Below are 17,434 nucleotides of genomic sequence, written 5' to 3'. Positions count from 1 at the left end.
GGTTTCAGAAATTGAACTTGGCGAGGAAATCGCAACCAATGCGAATGGTCACCTTAAGGGCAAATTACCGCCGAAAGCGTTTCCGCTGGCGTTAATTCTCAAAGCTTGCCCGGATATCGTTGATTACGCCCTGAAAGGCATAGAGAACTGGTCCGATCTCGTGCAAACTGCCAATCTGGTACGCGTGACACTCGGTGTAAGTCCGGATGCCTGGAATCAAGCGGTCGAAACCTTCGGGCCGAATGAGGCGGCAATTGTGGTGGCGGCAATCCTGCAGAAGGGCGAAACGATTACCAGCCCTGGCGGCTATTTGCGGGTCCTCACTGACAAGGCACGTGCCGGGTCCTTCTCTTCGGGTCCTTTGTTGATGGGTCTGCTACGGTCGAACCAGGTCAAACATCAGGCGAGGGCTGGGTAGGGGCGCTGCCACTCGTTCGGGGAGCATGAATTTTAATATTGACCGCAACTGTCATGTTTAATAACCCCTATCAAGATGCGCTTTACGAGATGGTTTCATGACAGGATTTCCGAACGCGAACCCGGCATTGATTGGCAACACAACGTTCCACGACGTTACATCGGATAGGAGCGGACAGGTCTACCGCGTGTTCATCTACCGCCCGGATGATGAGGCACCGGAACAGGGGTGGCCGGTGCTGTACATGACCGATGGCAATGCCGTGATAGGCACCGCCGTTGATGTGATGCGGGCGCAGGCGAATTACCCAAGCGGCACAAATGTAGGGCCGGGTATCATCGTAACCATAGGCTATCCGCTTGATGCGGCATATGACCCTTTGCGCCGGTCTTGGGATCTGGGTCCGCCACCCGGACAAACCTATCCGCCCTTTTTTGAAAAAAGCCCCATTGTAAAGACAGGCGGGGCGGAAGAGTTTCTGTCGTTCGTGGAAGAACAGATCAAACCGATGGTGGAAGCGATGCTTCCTGTTGATGTGAATCGCCAGGCCTTGTTTGGACATTCTTTCGGCGGTCTTTTTGTCCTCTACAGCCTTTTTACGCGACCATCAGCATTCACGACCTGGATCGCTGCCAGCCCGTCAATCTATTGGGAAAATCGCGCCATCGATCAGTTCTATTCGCGATTTGTCGCCGCTCCAACGACAAGAGAAGGCGCGGAGCTTTTTCTTTCATGCGGGGAATACGAGACCGATAAGCTGGCGCCGTTTCAAGTTGGTGCCACAGACGAGGCAGAGCGATTGGCGCAAAAGAAAATCACGCTGAATGATACCTATGCGATCGAGCTGGCGGATCGGCTGAACAAATTGCCCGGTCATCCAATACGTGCGCAGTTCGAAATCCATCTCGGCGAGAACCACATGTCGCTGCTGCCGGTCGCAGTCAATCGGGCGATTCAAAATGCATTCGCTATCCGGAAATCTCTTTAGGCTGGATAAGGAGTAAACAAGGGAGGGGACGTTCCATGCTGCCATGCGACCCCTTGCTGAGTTTGCCGGAAGTTGCAACCCCGGAGCCAGATTGTGGCCCACGACATGTCGATATCTGGTGGTGGCCCTACAATGCCGAGATCAACTGGGACAAGATATGCTCCCAACTGACGCCGGACGAGCAGACGCGCGCAACGACGTGCCATTTTGAGAAGGACGCCATCGCCTTCATGGCGGGCCGTTATCTGCAGCGTTCTGTCCTCTCGAGATATACTTCAATACCACCACAGGATTTGGACATTGTCGTTGATCCACACGGCAAACCGTACCTCGCCGATACTGGAGTAGCCTTTAATTTGACCAATACCGAAGGATTGGCGGCCGTTGCAATTAGCGGCACCGCCAAGATGCTCGGCATTGATGCGGAACCGGTTGGTACAGCGATTGAGCCGGGGGCGTCATCCCTGTTCTGCTCATCTGCTGAATTGGAGATTTTATCTGCCCTGCAAGGGAGTGAACGCCAGTCGCTGCTTTTGAGCTATTGGACTTTGAAGGAAAGCTTTTTGAAAGCCGTGGGCACCGGCGTTATAGCACCGCCCGATCAACTGAACATTAGGCTCGATCGGATGGCGAATACCGTCCGCATCGACACCGTGCTCACCGCCGATGACAAGGGTTGGCATCATCGCCTGCTGTCGGCGCCTTCAGGACATTTGATTGCTGTCTCAGCACAATTGGATCAGGTAGAGCTGCGCTTGCGGCAGCGACAACTGCCTGATCCGCTGTAGTCTTTAGCAATCCACTGCCATGGACTGGCTGATCGCGTCATGGCCGGTTGACAACCAGTTGACCTGCGAATCGTGCGGTTCCAGGTCAAAGTGATGCCGTCCCAGCAGCGAGTTGATAATGTGTGCACTGCGCCATGCCATGAGGCTCAGCTGTGAGTCAGCGATACCGTGGCTGTATCGCCCCGCGTTTTGCGCAAAAATGCGGTTTTGCTTGGGGCCGCTCCAGCTCAGGCAATAATCGTTGTTCAACACCGGCCGGTTGTTGCGGTCGAACTGAATGCGGTCCTGCAAACCGGCAAATGCGTCGGGGAGGTGGAACTGATAGCCCGTTGCCAGAACAATCGCATCGGCATGGGCCATCTCGACGCCACCATCGAAACGGTTGCGGACGATCAGGCGATAGCCATCCTTGTCCATTTCTACCTGAATGACGTCGCGGTTGGGCGAGAGCTTGGCGTCGATGTTGCGATTTTCCAGATAGCGCAGGCTGTAGAGCCGCCGGTAGATAGCGTTGATCGTTGAAATGGACAGCCCGTCGCTGGTCAGGATTGAGGCTTTCAGTGCTTCCTGCTTTTGATCATTGTTGAGATTGAGATAGGCATAGACATATTCCGGCGAAAAGACCTGGTTGGAAAAAGCCGTGTCATTGATCGGTTCGAAATTGTGACGTCGGCTGAACCAGTTGAGCTCCTTCAGCGTCGCTTTTGAATTGAGCAGCGCTTCCACAACTTCACCACCGCTCTGACCACCACCGATGACCGCTATTCGCGATGCATTAAGCTGGGGCAAACGGTGTTTTGCCTCTGAATTGTGAAAGCATCGCTCACCGAGGAACGGCGTTGCCCATGACGGTACGAACGGTGTGGTGCCAGTCCCGAGCACGAGATTCCTGGCGCTCACCGCATTATTATCGAACCGCATAAGGAATTGGTCCTTGTCGAATGTGACCTCGCGTACGACCGCATCGAATGAAAGGTTTTTTAGCTGGCCAGCGACCCATGCGAGATATCGGGCAAATTCGCGTCGCGGTACCGCCTCGTAGTGGGCGTTGAGGAAGGCGTAGAGACGCTTGTGGGCGACGAGATAGGAAATAAAGGACCAAGGGCTCGTCGGCATAACCGGCGTGACGAGATCTTTCAGATATGACGATTGGAGTTCGACATCCGGTAGCATCATACCCGGGTGCCAATCGAAACTTGGCCGGCTTTCGTAGAAATGCGCGCGGATATTTCCGACATTATCAAGAAGCGATGCCAAGCTTAGATTCGATGGCCCTATGCCGATACCAGCGAGATCCAGGACCTCGCTTGCAGGACTGCTCCGATCATTGTTTGCAAACATGGCAGTCATCAGAATTCCTTTCTGTGAACTCATCTTTCCACTCTCAAGCCCTAGAGTGCCTCGGCAAGCCTATGGGCGAGCCGGCTATGGAAGGCTTGTGAGCCGATCACGTGCAGATGATTGGTGCCCGAGATGATTTCTGCCGGATTAGCGCGGGGTGAATAACGGCGCCAATCGATGAGATTGAGTCCGCGATTGAGACTGTCGTCAGCCGCCCATGAGTGAATCGGCACATCGTGAGGCTGCAGCTGATGGCGCCGGAAGATCAGCGCGTTGTCGATGAGGATCCAGAATGTATGCTCGCGGCTGCTGATATCGGGACCGTCGGTTGGCAGATCGTCCTTCTCGTCGCCAACAAAGCGCAGGAACTGGTCATAGGTATCAGCGTCCATGACGCCGAGCAACCGGTCCCACTCCGCGCGCATAGCCGTCCGCGACAGCCACTCCTGCACCATCTCATGCAACTGGTCGCGCTCGTCCGGCTTGAAACGCGGTGTTGAGCCAATCGCGAATTCCGTGCCGAGATCACACACGTCAACCATAGTAATCAGACGCAGATCTATCTCGTCGCCAAGCCGGCGTGCCGCTTCATAAGCAAGCAGTCCGCCCCAGGACCAGCCGAGGAAATAGCAAGGCTGGCCTTTGCTGTGACCTCGGATGTAGTCGATATAGCTGCCGATGATCTCGTCGACGGAGGCGCCGATCTGCTTTTGCTCGGAAAGCGAATAGCAGATGAAGCCTGTTGCGGGCTGGTCAGCGCCCAGATAGTCGACCAATTTGACATATTCGCGTGTGCTGACCAGCAGGCCGGGAAAACAGTAAAGCATGGGCTTGGTACCGGAAGCGCGCAACACAATGACTTCGCTTCCCGCTTGACCGTCACCGGCCTCGATGATCTTGGCGAAAGAGCGGATCGTCGGGTTGTTGAAGAGATCTGCGATTGTCGTGCGGTTCTGCGGCTTGCGCTGGCGCAATGCCGAGAGAATGCGGATGGCACGCAATGAATTGCCGCCAATGGCAAAGAAATTGTCTTCGACACTGATGGCGCTGAGATTTAAAATCTGTTGCCAGAGTTCGAGAACTTCTTCTTCGACAGCATTTTCCGGCTCGACGATTGTGCGCTTCGTCCGCGTTGGTGCGGGGAGGGCGAAACGGTCGAGCTTACTGTTGGGATTAATGGGCATACTCTTTAACGGAACGATGGCCGAGGGTACCATATAGGTCGGCAAAGTGCGTTCGAGCGCCGAGTGAACGTTAGCGACGTCTAACTCATTGCCTTGTTTGGGTACCACATAGGCAACAAGCATCTTGTGTTTTGTCGCTTCGTCGTCCCGCAGGACGACAAGCGCTTCGCCAATACCGTCCTGCTGCAGCAGAGCGGCTTCGATTTCGCCTAGCTCGATGCGATAGCCGCGCAGTTTGACCTGATGATCGACACGGCCAACAAACTCCACAGTGCCATCCTCGCGCCAGCGCGTCAGATCACCGGAACGGTAGAGACGTCCGCCTTCCTTCGAGAATGGGTCGGGAGTGAAGCGGTCGGCGGTCGTATCCGGCTTGCCGATATAGCCGCGTGCCATACCTTCGCCGGCGATGTAGAGCTCGCCCGTCACGCCGATAGGGCAGGGGTTCAGATCCGCATCGAGCACATAGATGCGGCGGTTGCCGACAGCTCGACCGATCGGTGCGTAGGTGCCTTCAAACTTTTGTCCGGCGCGCACTTTCCAGACCATCGGCGTCATGATGGTTTCCGTCGGGCCATAACCATTGATCAGCCATTCCGACTTCAGCGCTTTTGATAAAAGGTCAAAAGTTTGTTGGGCGAGACCTTCGCCGCCAAAGGAATAGAGGCGCATTGGGGGGGCGCTATCGGTGAGATCGGCCCATTCGGCGAGCTGCTGTAGATAGGTTGTAGGGATGCTGGCATTGTTGGCGCCATGCTTGCGCATGGCTGTCAACGTTTCTTCCGGTGTCCATAATGGCTGATCGGGCAGAACAATGCTCCCGCCTTCCATCAGTGGATTCATCCAGCGTTCGTGCCCGCCATCGGAACTGAAGGGCAGGAACGGCAATTCGCGCGACGCTGCGCTCATGCCGTAGACTCGAGACGTATTCTGCATATGGTGGGTCAACGGACCATGTTCGACCGCAACGCCCTTCGGCAGTCCGGTCGAGCCTGACGTATACATAATGTAAGCCAGCTGATCCTTGTGGATGCGCACGTCGGGGGCACTGTTTGGCTCCTCACTCAGGTCGAGCCTGTCCAGCTGCAAAATAGTGGCATCGAGCCCTTCCGGGATACGATCGAGCAGCCAGGTGTGGGTCAGGATCACCCTGACGCCGCCATCGCGTAGGATATGGTGATTACGCGCGGTTGGGTGATCAGGCTCGACCGGAATATAGGCGCCGCCTGCTTTCAGCGTCGCGAGAATGCCGACAATTGCCTCCGGCGAGCGCTTCACAGCAATAGCGACGCTTATATCTGCGCCAACGCCTAGCTTTACCAGACGGTGCGCAAGCCTGTTGGCGCTTTGGTCGAGCCTGGCATGGCTCCAGACTTCGTCAGCGTAAATGATGGCAGTCTTGTCTGGCGTTTGTGCCGCGTGGGCGGCGATATGTTCGTGTACGGCACGATCGTCATTGACACCATCATCCTCATAGGGAGCGGAGAGGATGTCGAGTTCATCGTCGCCAATGAGCTGAATGTCTTTGATACGAACACCCTGACCACCACTGACAGTTTGCGACAGGATACGGCCGAAATGAATCGCGGCCCGTTCAATCAAAGCTGGCTCATACAGGCCCTCCGCATAGTCGAAAAGCCCATCCAGTCCACCAACAGCGTTGGGAGTAACAACAAGGGCAAGCTCGACGTCGGAGCGCGGGGCGAGGGTGGATAAAGTGTCGGACACCAGAGCCGATAGCGGCCGCGGTTCACGATACTCGAACAGGGATTTGACAATTGCATCCTGCTCGCGTTCCTCATGCGTCTGGATTTCCTGCACAAGGCGCTCGAAAGGAACGAGATGTTGCGAGCTCCCCGCAATGGCGCCAGTCATCGCATGGCAAACATCGAGCACGCGTGCGCGGGAGATCAGTCCGAGTTTCAGCGGGAGGATCTGCTCGGCGCGGCAGATGGATTGCCGGCTTTCATCGGTTTCGCGGTTTGCCAGAAGGATTCCATGCTGCAGGTCATAGGTTCCGCTGTAGCGGGCGAGCAAAATCGCAAAGGCCGCAGATAGCACCAAATCTTCATTCAATTCGTACTGTTTCGCGTAAAGCTTGATTTGGTCCCATAGCGTCGCATCCAGTTGAAACGGAACATGGCGGCGCCTGGTGCCTGCATATCCACTGGTGTTGAAACGCGTTGGCAAGGTTGTGGCATTATACTCCTCGCCAATCAGGTCGCGCCAATGGCCGAGCGCGGTGGCAAAATGGTCCGTCTGAAGCCATTTTTCTTCGCGCGATCCACGTAACAGGCTTTCGTCATCGGCCGCGCCCGGTGTCTCACCATTGACGAGAGCAATCAGATCTCGTTGCAGAACCGCGAGTGCAGCCTCGTCGCAGACGATTGGATGCAGGACGACTGTGGATATGAGTCCGCCTTTCGACATGATCAGCTGGCAGCGGGACGACACACCGTTGAGCAAATCGAATGAACGGGAAATAAACGCGGTTCGCTGTTCCTCTGCTTCTATTGCGCTCAAGGGATTGCTGTCACTTCCATGCGTCTCAGTCGAGGGAACATCACCTGTGTTCGAAAACTGTTCGATACGCCCACCGGCGAAACGGCGGAAACGTGTCCGCATGGCACTGTGGCGTTGCGCGAGCTTCGCCAGGGCATGCTGCGCCTGATCAAGTGTGACAGCGCGCGTCCAGTGGAGAGACAGTACCTGCAATGGGAAGACCGTATTATTGCCGATCTGCTCGAGCGACCAGATGCGCTTTTGCGCTAGCGACAATGGAAAGCTGTCGCAGATAGTGTTGCCTGAGTGATCCACAGCGACGGGATTGGTTGCCTGATCTGGCGCAAATAGCTTGTTCATGTCTTCACCGGTCTGTTGTCTGAAATTTAAGGGTCGGGTCTCAGGCCATGGCTTGCCGCAAGCCTCGCGGCCGAGGGTCAACCCAGATTGTCTTGATCTTTTGGAGGCACTCGTCGCGTGTCCCGCCAATTGGTTCCTTGGTCCAGCCGATCGGCAGTGCCTTGTCGTCGGGCCATACGGAATAGCGATCTTCCCGGTTGCGAACGACGCTCCAGGTTTCTGGCAAACTTTCTGCTGCGGCCATCACGCAGGCTCCCTCATCAAGTCAAACATGACCAAGAGACGGACCACCTGGCGCGCGATTTAAGCGAAAGAGGAGAAAATTTTTTCAAAGCTCAGTCTAAATCCATACAGGCTCAGTCCGTCTCTCCAACGAACCCGACGCGTAACAATTGCAGCGGTGGTGCTGCGGAGTTTGCCATGACCCTCATATCCAATCTTGCAAAGGTGACGCTTGCTGAAGCGTTTCCAGTGCCATCGCGGTATCTGCAATCAGGCGTTCTTTCTGCACCCGACCGGTTGCAAGTCTCGACGGCGAGCGGCGCGTACACGCTCTTGGTGGAGAAGACATCCGGCGGTTTGAAGCTGACGTTGCCGGAAGTCGCGCAGGACCGGATTGGTCCCGTGCTCTCCTCAGCCGTTGAATTCATGTCAGCCCAGTCGCGCGACCTTGGAATGATCAAGGTCGTCAATATTCCAGTTTCGGACTTTCCACTTGGCACAGCGGAAGGGGACAGCCTGACTGTTGATACGCGTGGGTTCTGGCAGTGGCCGGCACCGTGGGTTGCAAACCCGGCTTATCCGCATCCGCAGGTTTACGTCCTGAGCAAAGGTCAGTATCATCCGAAACGGCCGCTAAAGCCGACCGGAATCGTTTATGAACGTTACATTCCCTGGCTCGACCAGGTGCTCTCGTTCCGCGTTGCCGATCCGCAACTTGATCTTGAGCATTTCCACTGCTGGATGAATGATGAGCAGGTCAACATCATCTGGGAAGATGGTGGAGAGCGGGACAAACATCAGGCGATCCTTGAAAAACGTCTGCGGGATCCGCACATGCTGGCGCTGATCGGCTGCTTCGATGGCGTTCCATTCGGCTATTTCGAGGTTTATTGGGCCAAGGAGAACCGCCTCGGACCCTATTACGATGCGCAGGATTATGATCGTGGCTGGCATGTTGCCATTGGCGAACCGGCGTATCGGGGCAAGCAGTGGATTTCGGCGTGGCTGCCTTCGCTGATGCATTTCATCTTTCTCGACGATCCACGCACCCAGCGCATCGTTGGCGAACCGCGGGCAAGTCATGAACAGCAAATCCGCAATCTCGACCGTTCAGGATTTGCCAAGGTGAAGCACTTCGATTTTCCGCATAAGCGCGCCATGCTGGTGATGCTGACACGTGAACGGTTCTTCGGTGATCGCCTTTGGGTTCCGGCGCCATGAGGGTCAAGCCGAAGCGGGCTTACTTTACGCCAGATGATTTGAACGATCCGGCGCTGACCCGCCTGATCTTCCGGCTTGGCATGCCTGCGGTCGCGGGCCTGTCGATCAATGCCGTACATCACACAATCAACATGGTCTTTGTTGGCATGATAGGCAGTCACGAGATCGCGGCGATTACGGTTGTCCTGCCGATCCTGATGATGATCGGCGCAATCGGTGAGGGACTTGGTGTCGGCGTTGCCACGGCCGTGGGTCGTGCGCTTGGGGCGGCTGATCCGCATCGCGCCAATGTCTGCGCGTCAACCTTTGTCATACTGGCGCTGCCGCTCGGTCTGGTTTTGACCGCCGCTATTTTCGTGTTCAGACGCGAGCTTCTCGTTCTTTTCGGCGCCAGTGAAGCCATTCTGCCATTGGCCGAGCATTATCTTTCAATTGTTGCCATTTCGGTGACGCTGACCATGCTGCAAATCCTTTCGGATTTCATAGCCATTTCGGAAGGCAATACGCGCTTCAGCATGTGGACGCTCATGGGCTGCTTTGCCCTCAACATCATGCTCGATCCGATTATGATTTTCTGGTTCGATTTCGGGCTCTCCGGGGCAGCGTTCGCGACTATTCTGTCCCAGATCGCCGCACTTGGCGCTTACCTGATCTATTTCCGCAAAAAGGTCGGGACATTACATCTTGCGGTGCGCTTTGCGGCGTTTCGTGGAGATATTCTCAAACCTGTGCTGGCGATTGGCTTACCCACTACGCTTACCAGCATGTTAAACAGCATCAGTTTTGCCGTTCTGTTCACCTTTGCCGGGTTTTACCACGGCGATAGTGGTATTGCCGGCGTCGGCATCGCCATGCGTGTCCTCACTCTCGGCATGCTGCCGATTGTCGGTCTTTCACTCGGCGGTCAGGCGGTGTTGAGTTTTGCGTGGGGTGCAAGAAACGCGGCAAGACTACTCGCGTCGTCGATGACGCTTCTTAAGCTAACTTCAGGTTTCGCTGCTCTCTACGGTCTGGGCGCCGTGGTTCTGCGCGATCCCATTGCCAAGGTTTTCACCGCCGATGCGCAGATCGCCAGGATTGCTGCGATAGCAATTGTCGTAACGCATATGCCTTTCGTTTTCTTCGGTGTTCGGCAGATACTGCTTGTGCTCCTGCAGGCGCAGGGCAGAGCGCGCGTGGCAGGAATAATCAGCGTTGCACAGAACGGCTACTTCCTGCTGCCGCTGTTGCTCGTGCTGCCGCATTGGTTCGCCTTTGAAGGCGTACTGGCGAGCTTGTTCCTGGCGCCCGTCCTGACCGCCTTCCTGTCGTTGGTCATCCTCGTCGTTACCCTGCGACAGCTCGCGGGAAGCTCACAACCGATCGCAATTAACAGTTTCAACAGCACTGTGTCTGAGAGGGCATCATGAACAAAGCCATGCCACCCCAAGAATTTAATCTCGAAATGCCCGACGACCTGTTCTCGCCGGTCGATACTGCAGCTTTCAATGCGGTGTCGCCACCGATCTTCCAGACATCGCTTTTCACGTATGACAGTTATGAAGCGATGGAAGATGTATTCGCCGGACGCTCGCGCAACTACATCTATTCGCGCGGCGACAACCCGACTGTGCGTGAGTTCGAACTGCTGACTGCTCGCCTCGAAGGCGCAGAAGATGGTCGCGGTTTTTCCAGCGGCACGGCGGCAATCACCGCGACAATCTTGAGTCTTGTCGAAGCGGGTGACCGCGTCGTTGCCGTCCAGCATCTCTACAATGATATCTACCGGCTGTTCGTTAAACTGCTTGCCCGTTTTGGTGTCAAAGTGGACTTCGTCGATCCGTCTAACCACGATGAGGTAAGCGCTGCCCTGCCGGGGGCGAAACTGCTCTATCTAGAAAATCCGACATCGATGGTTTTCGAGTTGCAGGACATTGAAGCCCTGACGGCGATGGCCAAGAAATATGGCGTCACGACCGTCATCGACAATTCCTGGGCGACGCCGCTGTTCCAGAAGCCGATCCAGCACGGCGTTGATGTCGTTATTCACGCGGCTTCAAAATATCTTGGCGGACACAGCGACACGGTTGCCGGCGTGGTCGTCGGTCCGCGTGACCTGATCGCCAAAATCAACAGCTCCACCTACCCCTATATCGGGGCGAAGTTGTCACCCTTCGAAGCCTGGCTGCTGCTGCGTGGCATGCGGACGCTGAAGGTCAGGTTGAAGGAGCACATGCATAACGGGCTCGTGCTCGCCAGACATCTGCAACAGCACCCGGACATTGCCCTTGTGCGTCATCCAGCTTTCTCAGATCATCCTGGCAAGGGGACGCTGACCGGATTCTCCGGCCTGTTCGCCTTTGATTTGAACCCCGATATCGACGTGGCGCGCTTCGTCAATGCGCTGCGACATATCAGACTTGGTGTCAGCTGGGGAGGGCCAGAAACGCTCGTCGTTCCAGCCAAGGCGGCCTTACAAATTGCGGACCGCATGACTTCTTTTGTCCGCTTCTGCGTCAATCCTCAGACAATACGCTTTGCCGTAGGTCTCGAGGAGCCGGAAGTCATCTGGAATGACATCCAGCAAGCACTGCACAGCGCGCGCCTGTAACATTCAGGCCACAGCCAAATCGCGATTTGGCAAGGCGCACAAAAAAATCGGAATTTTATCGATTGCGCCTTGACTCATATAAGATGACAAATGTAGTCATCTTTAAATATGAGTATAAAACTCATAATAAAATCTCAGGCAGAATCAAAGTTTTACAAGGGGTGTGGTCATGCGGGGAAGCAGGGCGGTGGTTTGGAACGACGTCAGTTCAACAGGGTACAAGCATCGTGCATGTTTGCTGATGACCACGTCGGTTGCCGGGTTAGTGATGGCAGGTATCGCGGCCGCCCAAGAAGCGTCGACCATTCAGCTGAATACAATCGTCATTGATGGTGATACCAGTCCGATAGGCCCCGACAAAGGCTATATTGCCAAGAACACGCTGGTGGGCACAAAAACCGACACACCGCTGCGCGAAATACCGCAATCCATTTCTGTCATCACGCGTGAGCAGATGGATGACCGGTTTTCAGAGCGTGTCGAGGATACGATTGCCTATACGTCCGGTGTAACCGCTTCCCCGTGGGGCGTCGATGATCGTTTTGACCAGTTTTTGATCCGAGGATTCGATGTTGGTCCCTATGCCGTGTTCCGTGATGGACTGCCGCAAAAAACCATAGATTTCTCCGGGTTCAAGGCTGAGCCGTACGGACTGGAGCGGGTAGAAGTTCTAAAAGGCCCAGCATCAGTTCTGTATGGCGACAACGAGGTGGGTGGTATTGTCAATCTCGTGACCAAGCGGCCGACCAACGACCCGCTCTACAGCGCCTATGCCGGCTACGGGTCGTTTAATACCTATGAGGTTGGTATCGACGCAGGCGGTCCGCTCGACAAGGAAGGGGTCTGGACTTATCGCCTTACGGGTCTTTTCCGCGACGGCCAATTGGAGAAGGATTTTTCAAAGAACAACCGGGTGTTCATTGCGCCAGCGATTACATGGTCGCCGAGTGCCGATACCTCGTTGACGATTCTTGCCAACTATCAGTGGGACGAGTTGACGCCGAATACATTCCTTCCAATTGCCAATCCGGCATTCCCGAACCTGCCGAAATTCTCGCGCAGTTTTACAACATCCGACCCGAATTTCGACCGGTTTGACGCGAACCATGGTTCTATCGGCTACCAGTTCGAGCACAGCTTCAATGAGGCGTGGACCGTCCGGCAGAACCTTCGATATTCCTCGCAGGACACTGATTATCGCCACCTTTATTATTCGACGATGGCCGATGATCATACAATGAACCGCACGGCATTCACTGTGGACGAGACGGCAACGATCTTTAGCGTCGACAATGGCGTGCAGTACGATTACGAAGGCACGCGCATAAAGAACACCTTGCTGTTGGGCCTGGATTACGCCCGGCAGACTGTTGACGGACAAAATGGGTTCGATACCGGCCCCGGCCTGGATATCAATGACCCTATCTATGGTCTTGATGTTGCAGCGCCCCCCATTTATCTCGACCGAAAACAGACAATCGATCAGGTCGGGCTCTATGCTCAAACCCAGACGAAGTTTGACGATCATTGGTTGCTCACCTTGGGCGGACGCCAGTCGTGGGTGGAAAACAAGAACAATGACCGTCTGAGCGACACGACATCGGAACAATCCGATAATGCGTTCACCGGAAAGGCCGGCCTCGGCTATCTGTTCGACAATGGCTTGACGCCCTATGTCAGCTACTCAGAATCCTTTACTCCCGTCATCGGGCAAGGCTCCACCGGTCAGACATTTTCTCCATCGGAGGGGAAGCAATATGAAGCAGGTGTGAAGTATGAACCGGACTTCTTCCCGGGCACCGTTACCGGCGCGGTTTTCGAGATAACGAAATCCAATGTATTGACGCCCGATCCGGACGATCCAACCTTTCAGGTTCAGACCGGTGAGGTACGCCATCGCGGCTTCGAGCTCGAGACGGTTGTTAACCTCTACCATGGTGTCAGCCTGACTGGCAGTTATACTTATCTTGATGCGGAAATAACATCGAGCAATACCGCTGGGGAAGAGGGTAATCGTCCAGCGCTCGTGCCAGAGCACCAGGCAGCTCTGTGGGCAAAATACACCTTTGAATCGGGGCCTCTCGAAGGGCTGAACATTGGGTCTGGCGTGCGCTATGTCGGTAGTTCGTTTGGCGATAACGCAAACCAGATCAAGGTCGCGGATTATACGCTCGTCGATGCGGCGATCAGCTATGAGAAGAACGGCTGGAAGGGATCGCTTAAGGCGAGCAATATCTTCGACAAGGACTATTACTCTACCTGTGCCGCAGACGGTGACGGCAATCCCATGTGCATTTATGGCGAGGGTCGCGTTATCAAGGCGACGCTTTCGGCAAAATTCTGAACGAGCATATAATGAACGGAATGTCCTTTTCGCTCAACGACGTCGGTTACGACATTGATGGAAGAACCTTGCTGCATCCGTTGACCCTGGACGTTCCGCGCTCTGAGGTTGTCGGCATTCTTGGCCATAACGGTTCTGGCAAATCGACACTTCTGAAGATCTTGGCGCGCTTCCATTCGCCCACAATGGGGCGCGCCTCATGCTTTGGACAGGAACTTAAATCGTTCCGGTCTAAAGAGTATGCGCGCAAGGTCGCCTATTTGCCGCAACAGACGCCAGACACCGACGGCATGACGGTTAAGGAGGTGGTCGCTCTTGGACGCTACCCCTGGCACGGCGCGCTTGGCCGATTTTCCCAATTGGACAAGATCAAGGTTGCGGAAGCTCTGGAACTGACATCACTGACACCAATGGCGGAGCGCATTGTCGATACCCTGTCGGGCGGCGAGCGCCAGCGTGCGTTTCTCGCCATGCTCATTGCGCAGGATACCGAGTGCCTGTTGCTGGATGAGCCGATCTCGGCGCTCGATATTAATCATCAAATTGAGGTCATGCGGTTGATCCAGATGCTGGCGCATGAGCACAATAGGTCTGTGCTTATCGTCCTGCACGACATAAACATGGCTGCGCGCTATTGTGATCGATTGATCGCACTGTCAGGCGGCAAGCTTGTGGCCCACGACGAGACGCGAGCGCTGATCACGACGGACCGGCTGGATGCCATCTATGGTGTCCGCATGGGGATATTCCGGCACCCGGAAACACAGACACCTATCAGCTATGTGATTTAAAGCCTATGCCCTCATTTTGCAGACGCAACTTTCTTTTTGGCTCGGCAATGCTTGCTGCTTCCATGCAAGCCGCACGAGGCAGGTCCTCTACGTTAAGGGTTGTTTCGCTGGATTATGGCCTAGCGCAAACGCTAATCGCACTCGGTGTTCCACCGATCGGTCTGATTGACACGCCCGGTTGGGCGGACTGGCCCGTGGAACCGCCATTGCCGGCAAGTGTGGCCAACATTGGCTCAGCCCATGAAGTCAACATGGAATTGCTGCAACTGCTGAAGCCGGACCTGATCATCTCCACGCCTTATCTTGAATGGGTCAGACCACAACTCGAACAAATCGCACCGGTCAAATCCTTCCCGATCCACGCGCTCGGTTCATCGCCCTATCCGCATATCATTGACGCAACCAGGGAACTCGGACGCATGCTTGGCCGCAAGGCCGAAGCTGAAGCGTTGATCGATCGTACAGGCAATGATCTACAAACGGCAAAGGCGGCGACCCGGCATCTCGGAAAGCTCGCTGTCATTACATTCATTGACGACCGGAATATCCGTGTTTACGGCCCAGGCGGTATTTTCCAGGATGTTTTCGACCGGCTTGAGCTGCAGAATGCCTGGACACATCCAACCAACGAGTGGGGCTATAGCGACACCAGCATGGCCGGTCTGATCGACCTCGGCGATAGCCGGTTGTTCTACATGGATCCTATTCCGCCAGATGTGCTCGCAACCCTGTCCGGCAGCCCCCTGTGGCAGAGCATTCCATTCGTCAAAAAGGGACATGTCCAGCGCATGGCGAGCGTTCTGATGTTCGGTACACTGCCTTCCGCCTCCCGCTTTGCCCGTCTGCTCGCCGAAGCTTCCGCATGAAACGCAGGATCTTTCATCCACTGTTCTGGACAGGATTGCTGTGGTGTGTTGCCCTTAGCATCACGGCTCTTAATCTTGGCCCTTTGATCGGCACGATCGGGTCTAATGCGGCCTTTTCAACGCCATCGCCCAGCGACAGTCAGGCAGTGCTCATGCACTACAGCCTTTTGCCGCGGTTAGCGATGTCTTGTGTTTGTGGTTTTGCGCTGGGATTGTCCGGCATGCTGTTCCAGCATGTTTTGCGCAATCCGCTCGCCTCTCCCTCCACCTTGGGCGTGGAGGCAGGAGCTCAACTCGCGCTCGGCCTTGCCATGCTGTGGTTCCCGGCACTTCTCGGCTGGAGCCGAGATTTGTCAACGGCATTCGGTGGTTTTGCCGTGATGGCCATCGTTTTTGCCGTGGCCTGGCGTTTCAAATTCCAGCCAGTTATCGTGATCCTCGCCGGACTAATGATGGGACTATATTGCACGGCGATCGTTACTTTACTGACGCTGATGAATGATCACTATTTATCAGGGTTGTTCATCTGGGGCGGCGGGTCTCTCAATCAGAACGATTGGCGCCAGGTGGCAGGACTTTTCCCGAAAGTTGCTGGCTGTACCATCTTGGCGTTTCTCCTTGTTCGACAGCTTAGCGTTCTAACATTGGGCGATGCGGCGCAAAGCCTTGGAATAAAAGTGCAAATCGCTCGTGCTACCTCGCTTTTTGTTGCGGTTGCCTTGACAACGTTTACAGTCAGCGCCGTCGGCGTGATCGGATTTTTGGGATTAGCGGCGCCGGCAATTGCGCGGGCTATCGGTGCGCGGCAGATCAAGACCCGTATGATTGTTGCGCCGCTTGTCGGAGCAGCACTACTGATCGCAATCGATCAGCTATTACAAATTTATGGCGCAAAAACGGGTAATTATCTACCAACTGGTGCCGTTACTGCGCTGATCGGCGTGCCGGTTATTCTGTTCGTGATGATGAAGCGTGGCGGCTCCTTGCAAACAGCCATTCAAGCCCGGACAAGCATAGCGGCCAACAGAAGACCAGGGCTGTTGCTCGCAATGATTGCGGCTCTTCTTCTTATGGTTGCACTGATCGCAGTATTTGTCGGGCGAGATGTGGATGGATCGTGGATAAGTCAGACCGGCACGACATTCTATTCACTGCTTCCCTGGCGTCTGCCAAGGCTGATAGCCGCAACTTCTGCGGGTGCGATGCTCGCTTTGGCTGGTAGCCTGCTACAGCGCCTTACCGGAAATTCCATGGCAAGCCCGGAGGTTATGGGCGTGAGCGCCGGCACGGCGTTTGGCCTGCTTTGCGTCTTGTTCGTTCCAGCCGAGCCCAACTATAGCCAGCGGCTGGTCGGCGGTTTTTCGGGGGCCGCAATGGCGCTCATCATCCTCTTTGCCATGAGCCGTCGCGCACATTTCGGCAATCAGTTCCTTCTTATTGGTGTATCACTGGGTGCATTCCTGACCGCATCGATTTCGGTTATTCTTGCTTCCGGCGACCCCCGCGCCCTATCTCTGATCAGCTGGATGGCCGGGTCGACCTACAGCATGGATAGTTCCATGGCATTGATCGCATTGGCATTTGCAATAATTGGCCTGATGGCGGTGACGCTGCTTGTGCGCCCATTACAGCAGTTTGCACTGGGCGACCTGTCGGCCTATTCGCATGGCGTCGACGTGCAGAAATTCCGGGTCCTGATCCTTGGTTTCGCCGCATTGCTGACGGCCGCCGCTACGCTTATCGTCGGGCCGCTGAGTTTTGTCGGGATGATGGCGCCGCATCTGGCGCAACGTCTTGGACTGACGCGTGGCCTCACTCA

General features: G+C 55.4%; 13 protein-coding genes. 10 read left to right on the top strand and 3 right to left on the bottom strand.

The annotated features are described in order from the left end of the window. The 3 genes from repC to AAAC48_RS22280 form a co-directional block, all read left to right on the top strand. On the top strand, positions 1-418 hold a 418-nt coding region (gene repC, locus AAAC48_RS22290), incomplete at its 5' end, for a replication initiation protein RepC (RefSeq protein ID WP_340656285.1). Between the two features lie 97 nt (positions 419-515). Beyond that, positions 516-1,406: an alpha/beta hydrolase-fold protein gene (locus AAAC48_RS22285; RefSeq protein WP_340656284.1), complete on the top strand. Its 891-nt coding sequence runs from the start codon at positions 516-518 to the stop codon at positions 1,404-1,406. 35 nt (positions 1,407-1,441) lie between these two features. Next, positions 1,442-2,194: a 4'-phosphopantetheinyl transferase superfamily protein gene (locus AAAC48_RS22280; RefSeq protein WP_340656283.1), complete on the top strand. Its 753-nt coding sequence runs from the start codon at positions 1,442-1,444 to the stop codon at positions 2,192-2,194. A gap of 3 nt (positions 2,195-2,197) precedes the next feature. Here AAAC48_RS22280 and AAAC48_RS22275 read toward each other — a convergent pair whose 3' ends face one another. The 3 genes from AAAC48_RS22275 to AAAC48_RS22265 are packed head-to-tail and all read right to left on the bottom strand — an operon-like array spanning position 2,198 to position 7,825. Continuing rightward, complete coding sequence (locus tag AAAC48_RS22275; RefSeq protein ID WP_340656286.1) at positions 2,198-3,535, bottom strand: SidA/IucD/PvdA family monooxygenase; 1,338 nt, start codon at positions 3,533-3,535, stop codon at positions 2,198-2,200. Between the two features lie 50 nt (positions 3,536-3,585). Beyond that, complete coding sequence (locus AAAC48_RS22270; protein WP_340656282.1) at positions 3,586-7,581, bottom strand: amino acid adenylation domain-containing protein; 3,996 nt, start codon at positions 7,579-7,581, stop codon at positions 3,586-3,588. Between the two features lie 40 nt (positions 7,582-7,621). Then, the gene (locus AAAC48_RS22265; protein ID WP_340656281.1) at positions 7,622-7,825 is read right to left on the bottom strand and encodes an MbtH family NRPS accessory protein; all 204 of its coding nucleotides are present in this window, start codon (positions 7,823-7,825) and stop codon (positions 7,622-7,624) included. Between the two features lie 176 nt (positions 7,826-8,001). Between AAAC48_RS22265 and AAAC48_RS22260 the strand changes: the two genes are divergently transcribed. The 7 genes from AAAC48_RS22260 to fhuB all read left to right on the top strand — a co-directional run. Then, the gene (locus tag AAAC48_RS22260) at positions 8,002-9,024 is read left to right on the top strand and encodes a GNAT family N-acetyltransferase (RefSeq protein WP_340656280.1); all 1,023 of its coding nucleotides are present in this window, start codon (positions 8,002-8,004) and stop codon (positions 9,022-9,024) included. Further along, positions 9,021-10,433, top strand: a complete 1,413-nt coding sequence (locus tag AAAC48_RS22255; protein WP_340656279.1) for an MATE family efflux transporter — start codon at positions 9,021-9,023, stop codon at positions 10,431-10,433. Before AAAC48_RS22260 ends, AAAC48_RS22255 begins: the two co-directional genes overlap by 4 nt. Next, a complete protein-coding gene (locus AAAC48_RS22250) occupies positions 10,430-11,614 on the top strand; it encodes a PLP-dependent transferase (protein ID WP_340656278.1) in 1,185 nt (394 codons plus the stop codon). Before AAAC48_RS22255 ends, AAAC48_RS22250 begins: the two co-directional genes overlap by 4 nt. Positions 11,615-11,855: 241 nt before the next feature. Then, entirely contained in the window at positions 11,856-13,958 is a 2,103-nt protein-coding gene (locus AAAC48_RS22245) for a TonB-dependent siderophore receptor (protein WP_340656277.1), read from the top strand. Positions 13,959-13,969: 11 nt separating this feature from the next. Beyond that, entirely contained in the window at positions 13,970-14,749 is a 780-nt protein-coding gene (locus tag AAAC48_RS22240) for an ATP-binding cassette domain-containing protein (protein WP_340656276.1), read from the top strand. 62 nt (positions 14,750-14,811) lie between these two features. After that, positions 14,812-15,615 carry an iron-siderophore ABC transporter substrate-binding protein gene (locus AAAC48_RS22235; RefSeq protein WP_340656275.1) on the top strand — a complete coding sequence of 268 codons (804 nt, stop codon included), beginning with the start codon at positions 14,812-14,814 and terminating at the stop codon, positions 15,613-15,615. Further along, the coding region (gene fhuB / locus AAAC48_RS22230) for a Fe(3+)-hydroxamate ABC transporter permease FhuB (protein ID WP_340656274.1) at positions 15,612-17,434 on the top strand (1,823 nt) is incomplete at its 3' end. The genes AAAC48_RS22235 and fhuB, both read left to right, overlap by 4 nt.

The sequence above is a fragment of the Phyllobacterium sp. genome (genome assembly GCF_037994405.1).
GTDB lineage: Bacteria > Pseudomonadota > Alphaproteobacteria > Rhizobiales > Rhizobiaceae > Phyllobacterium.
This window is presented reverse-complemented; position numbering and strand designations above follow the sequence as displayed.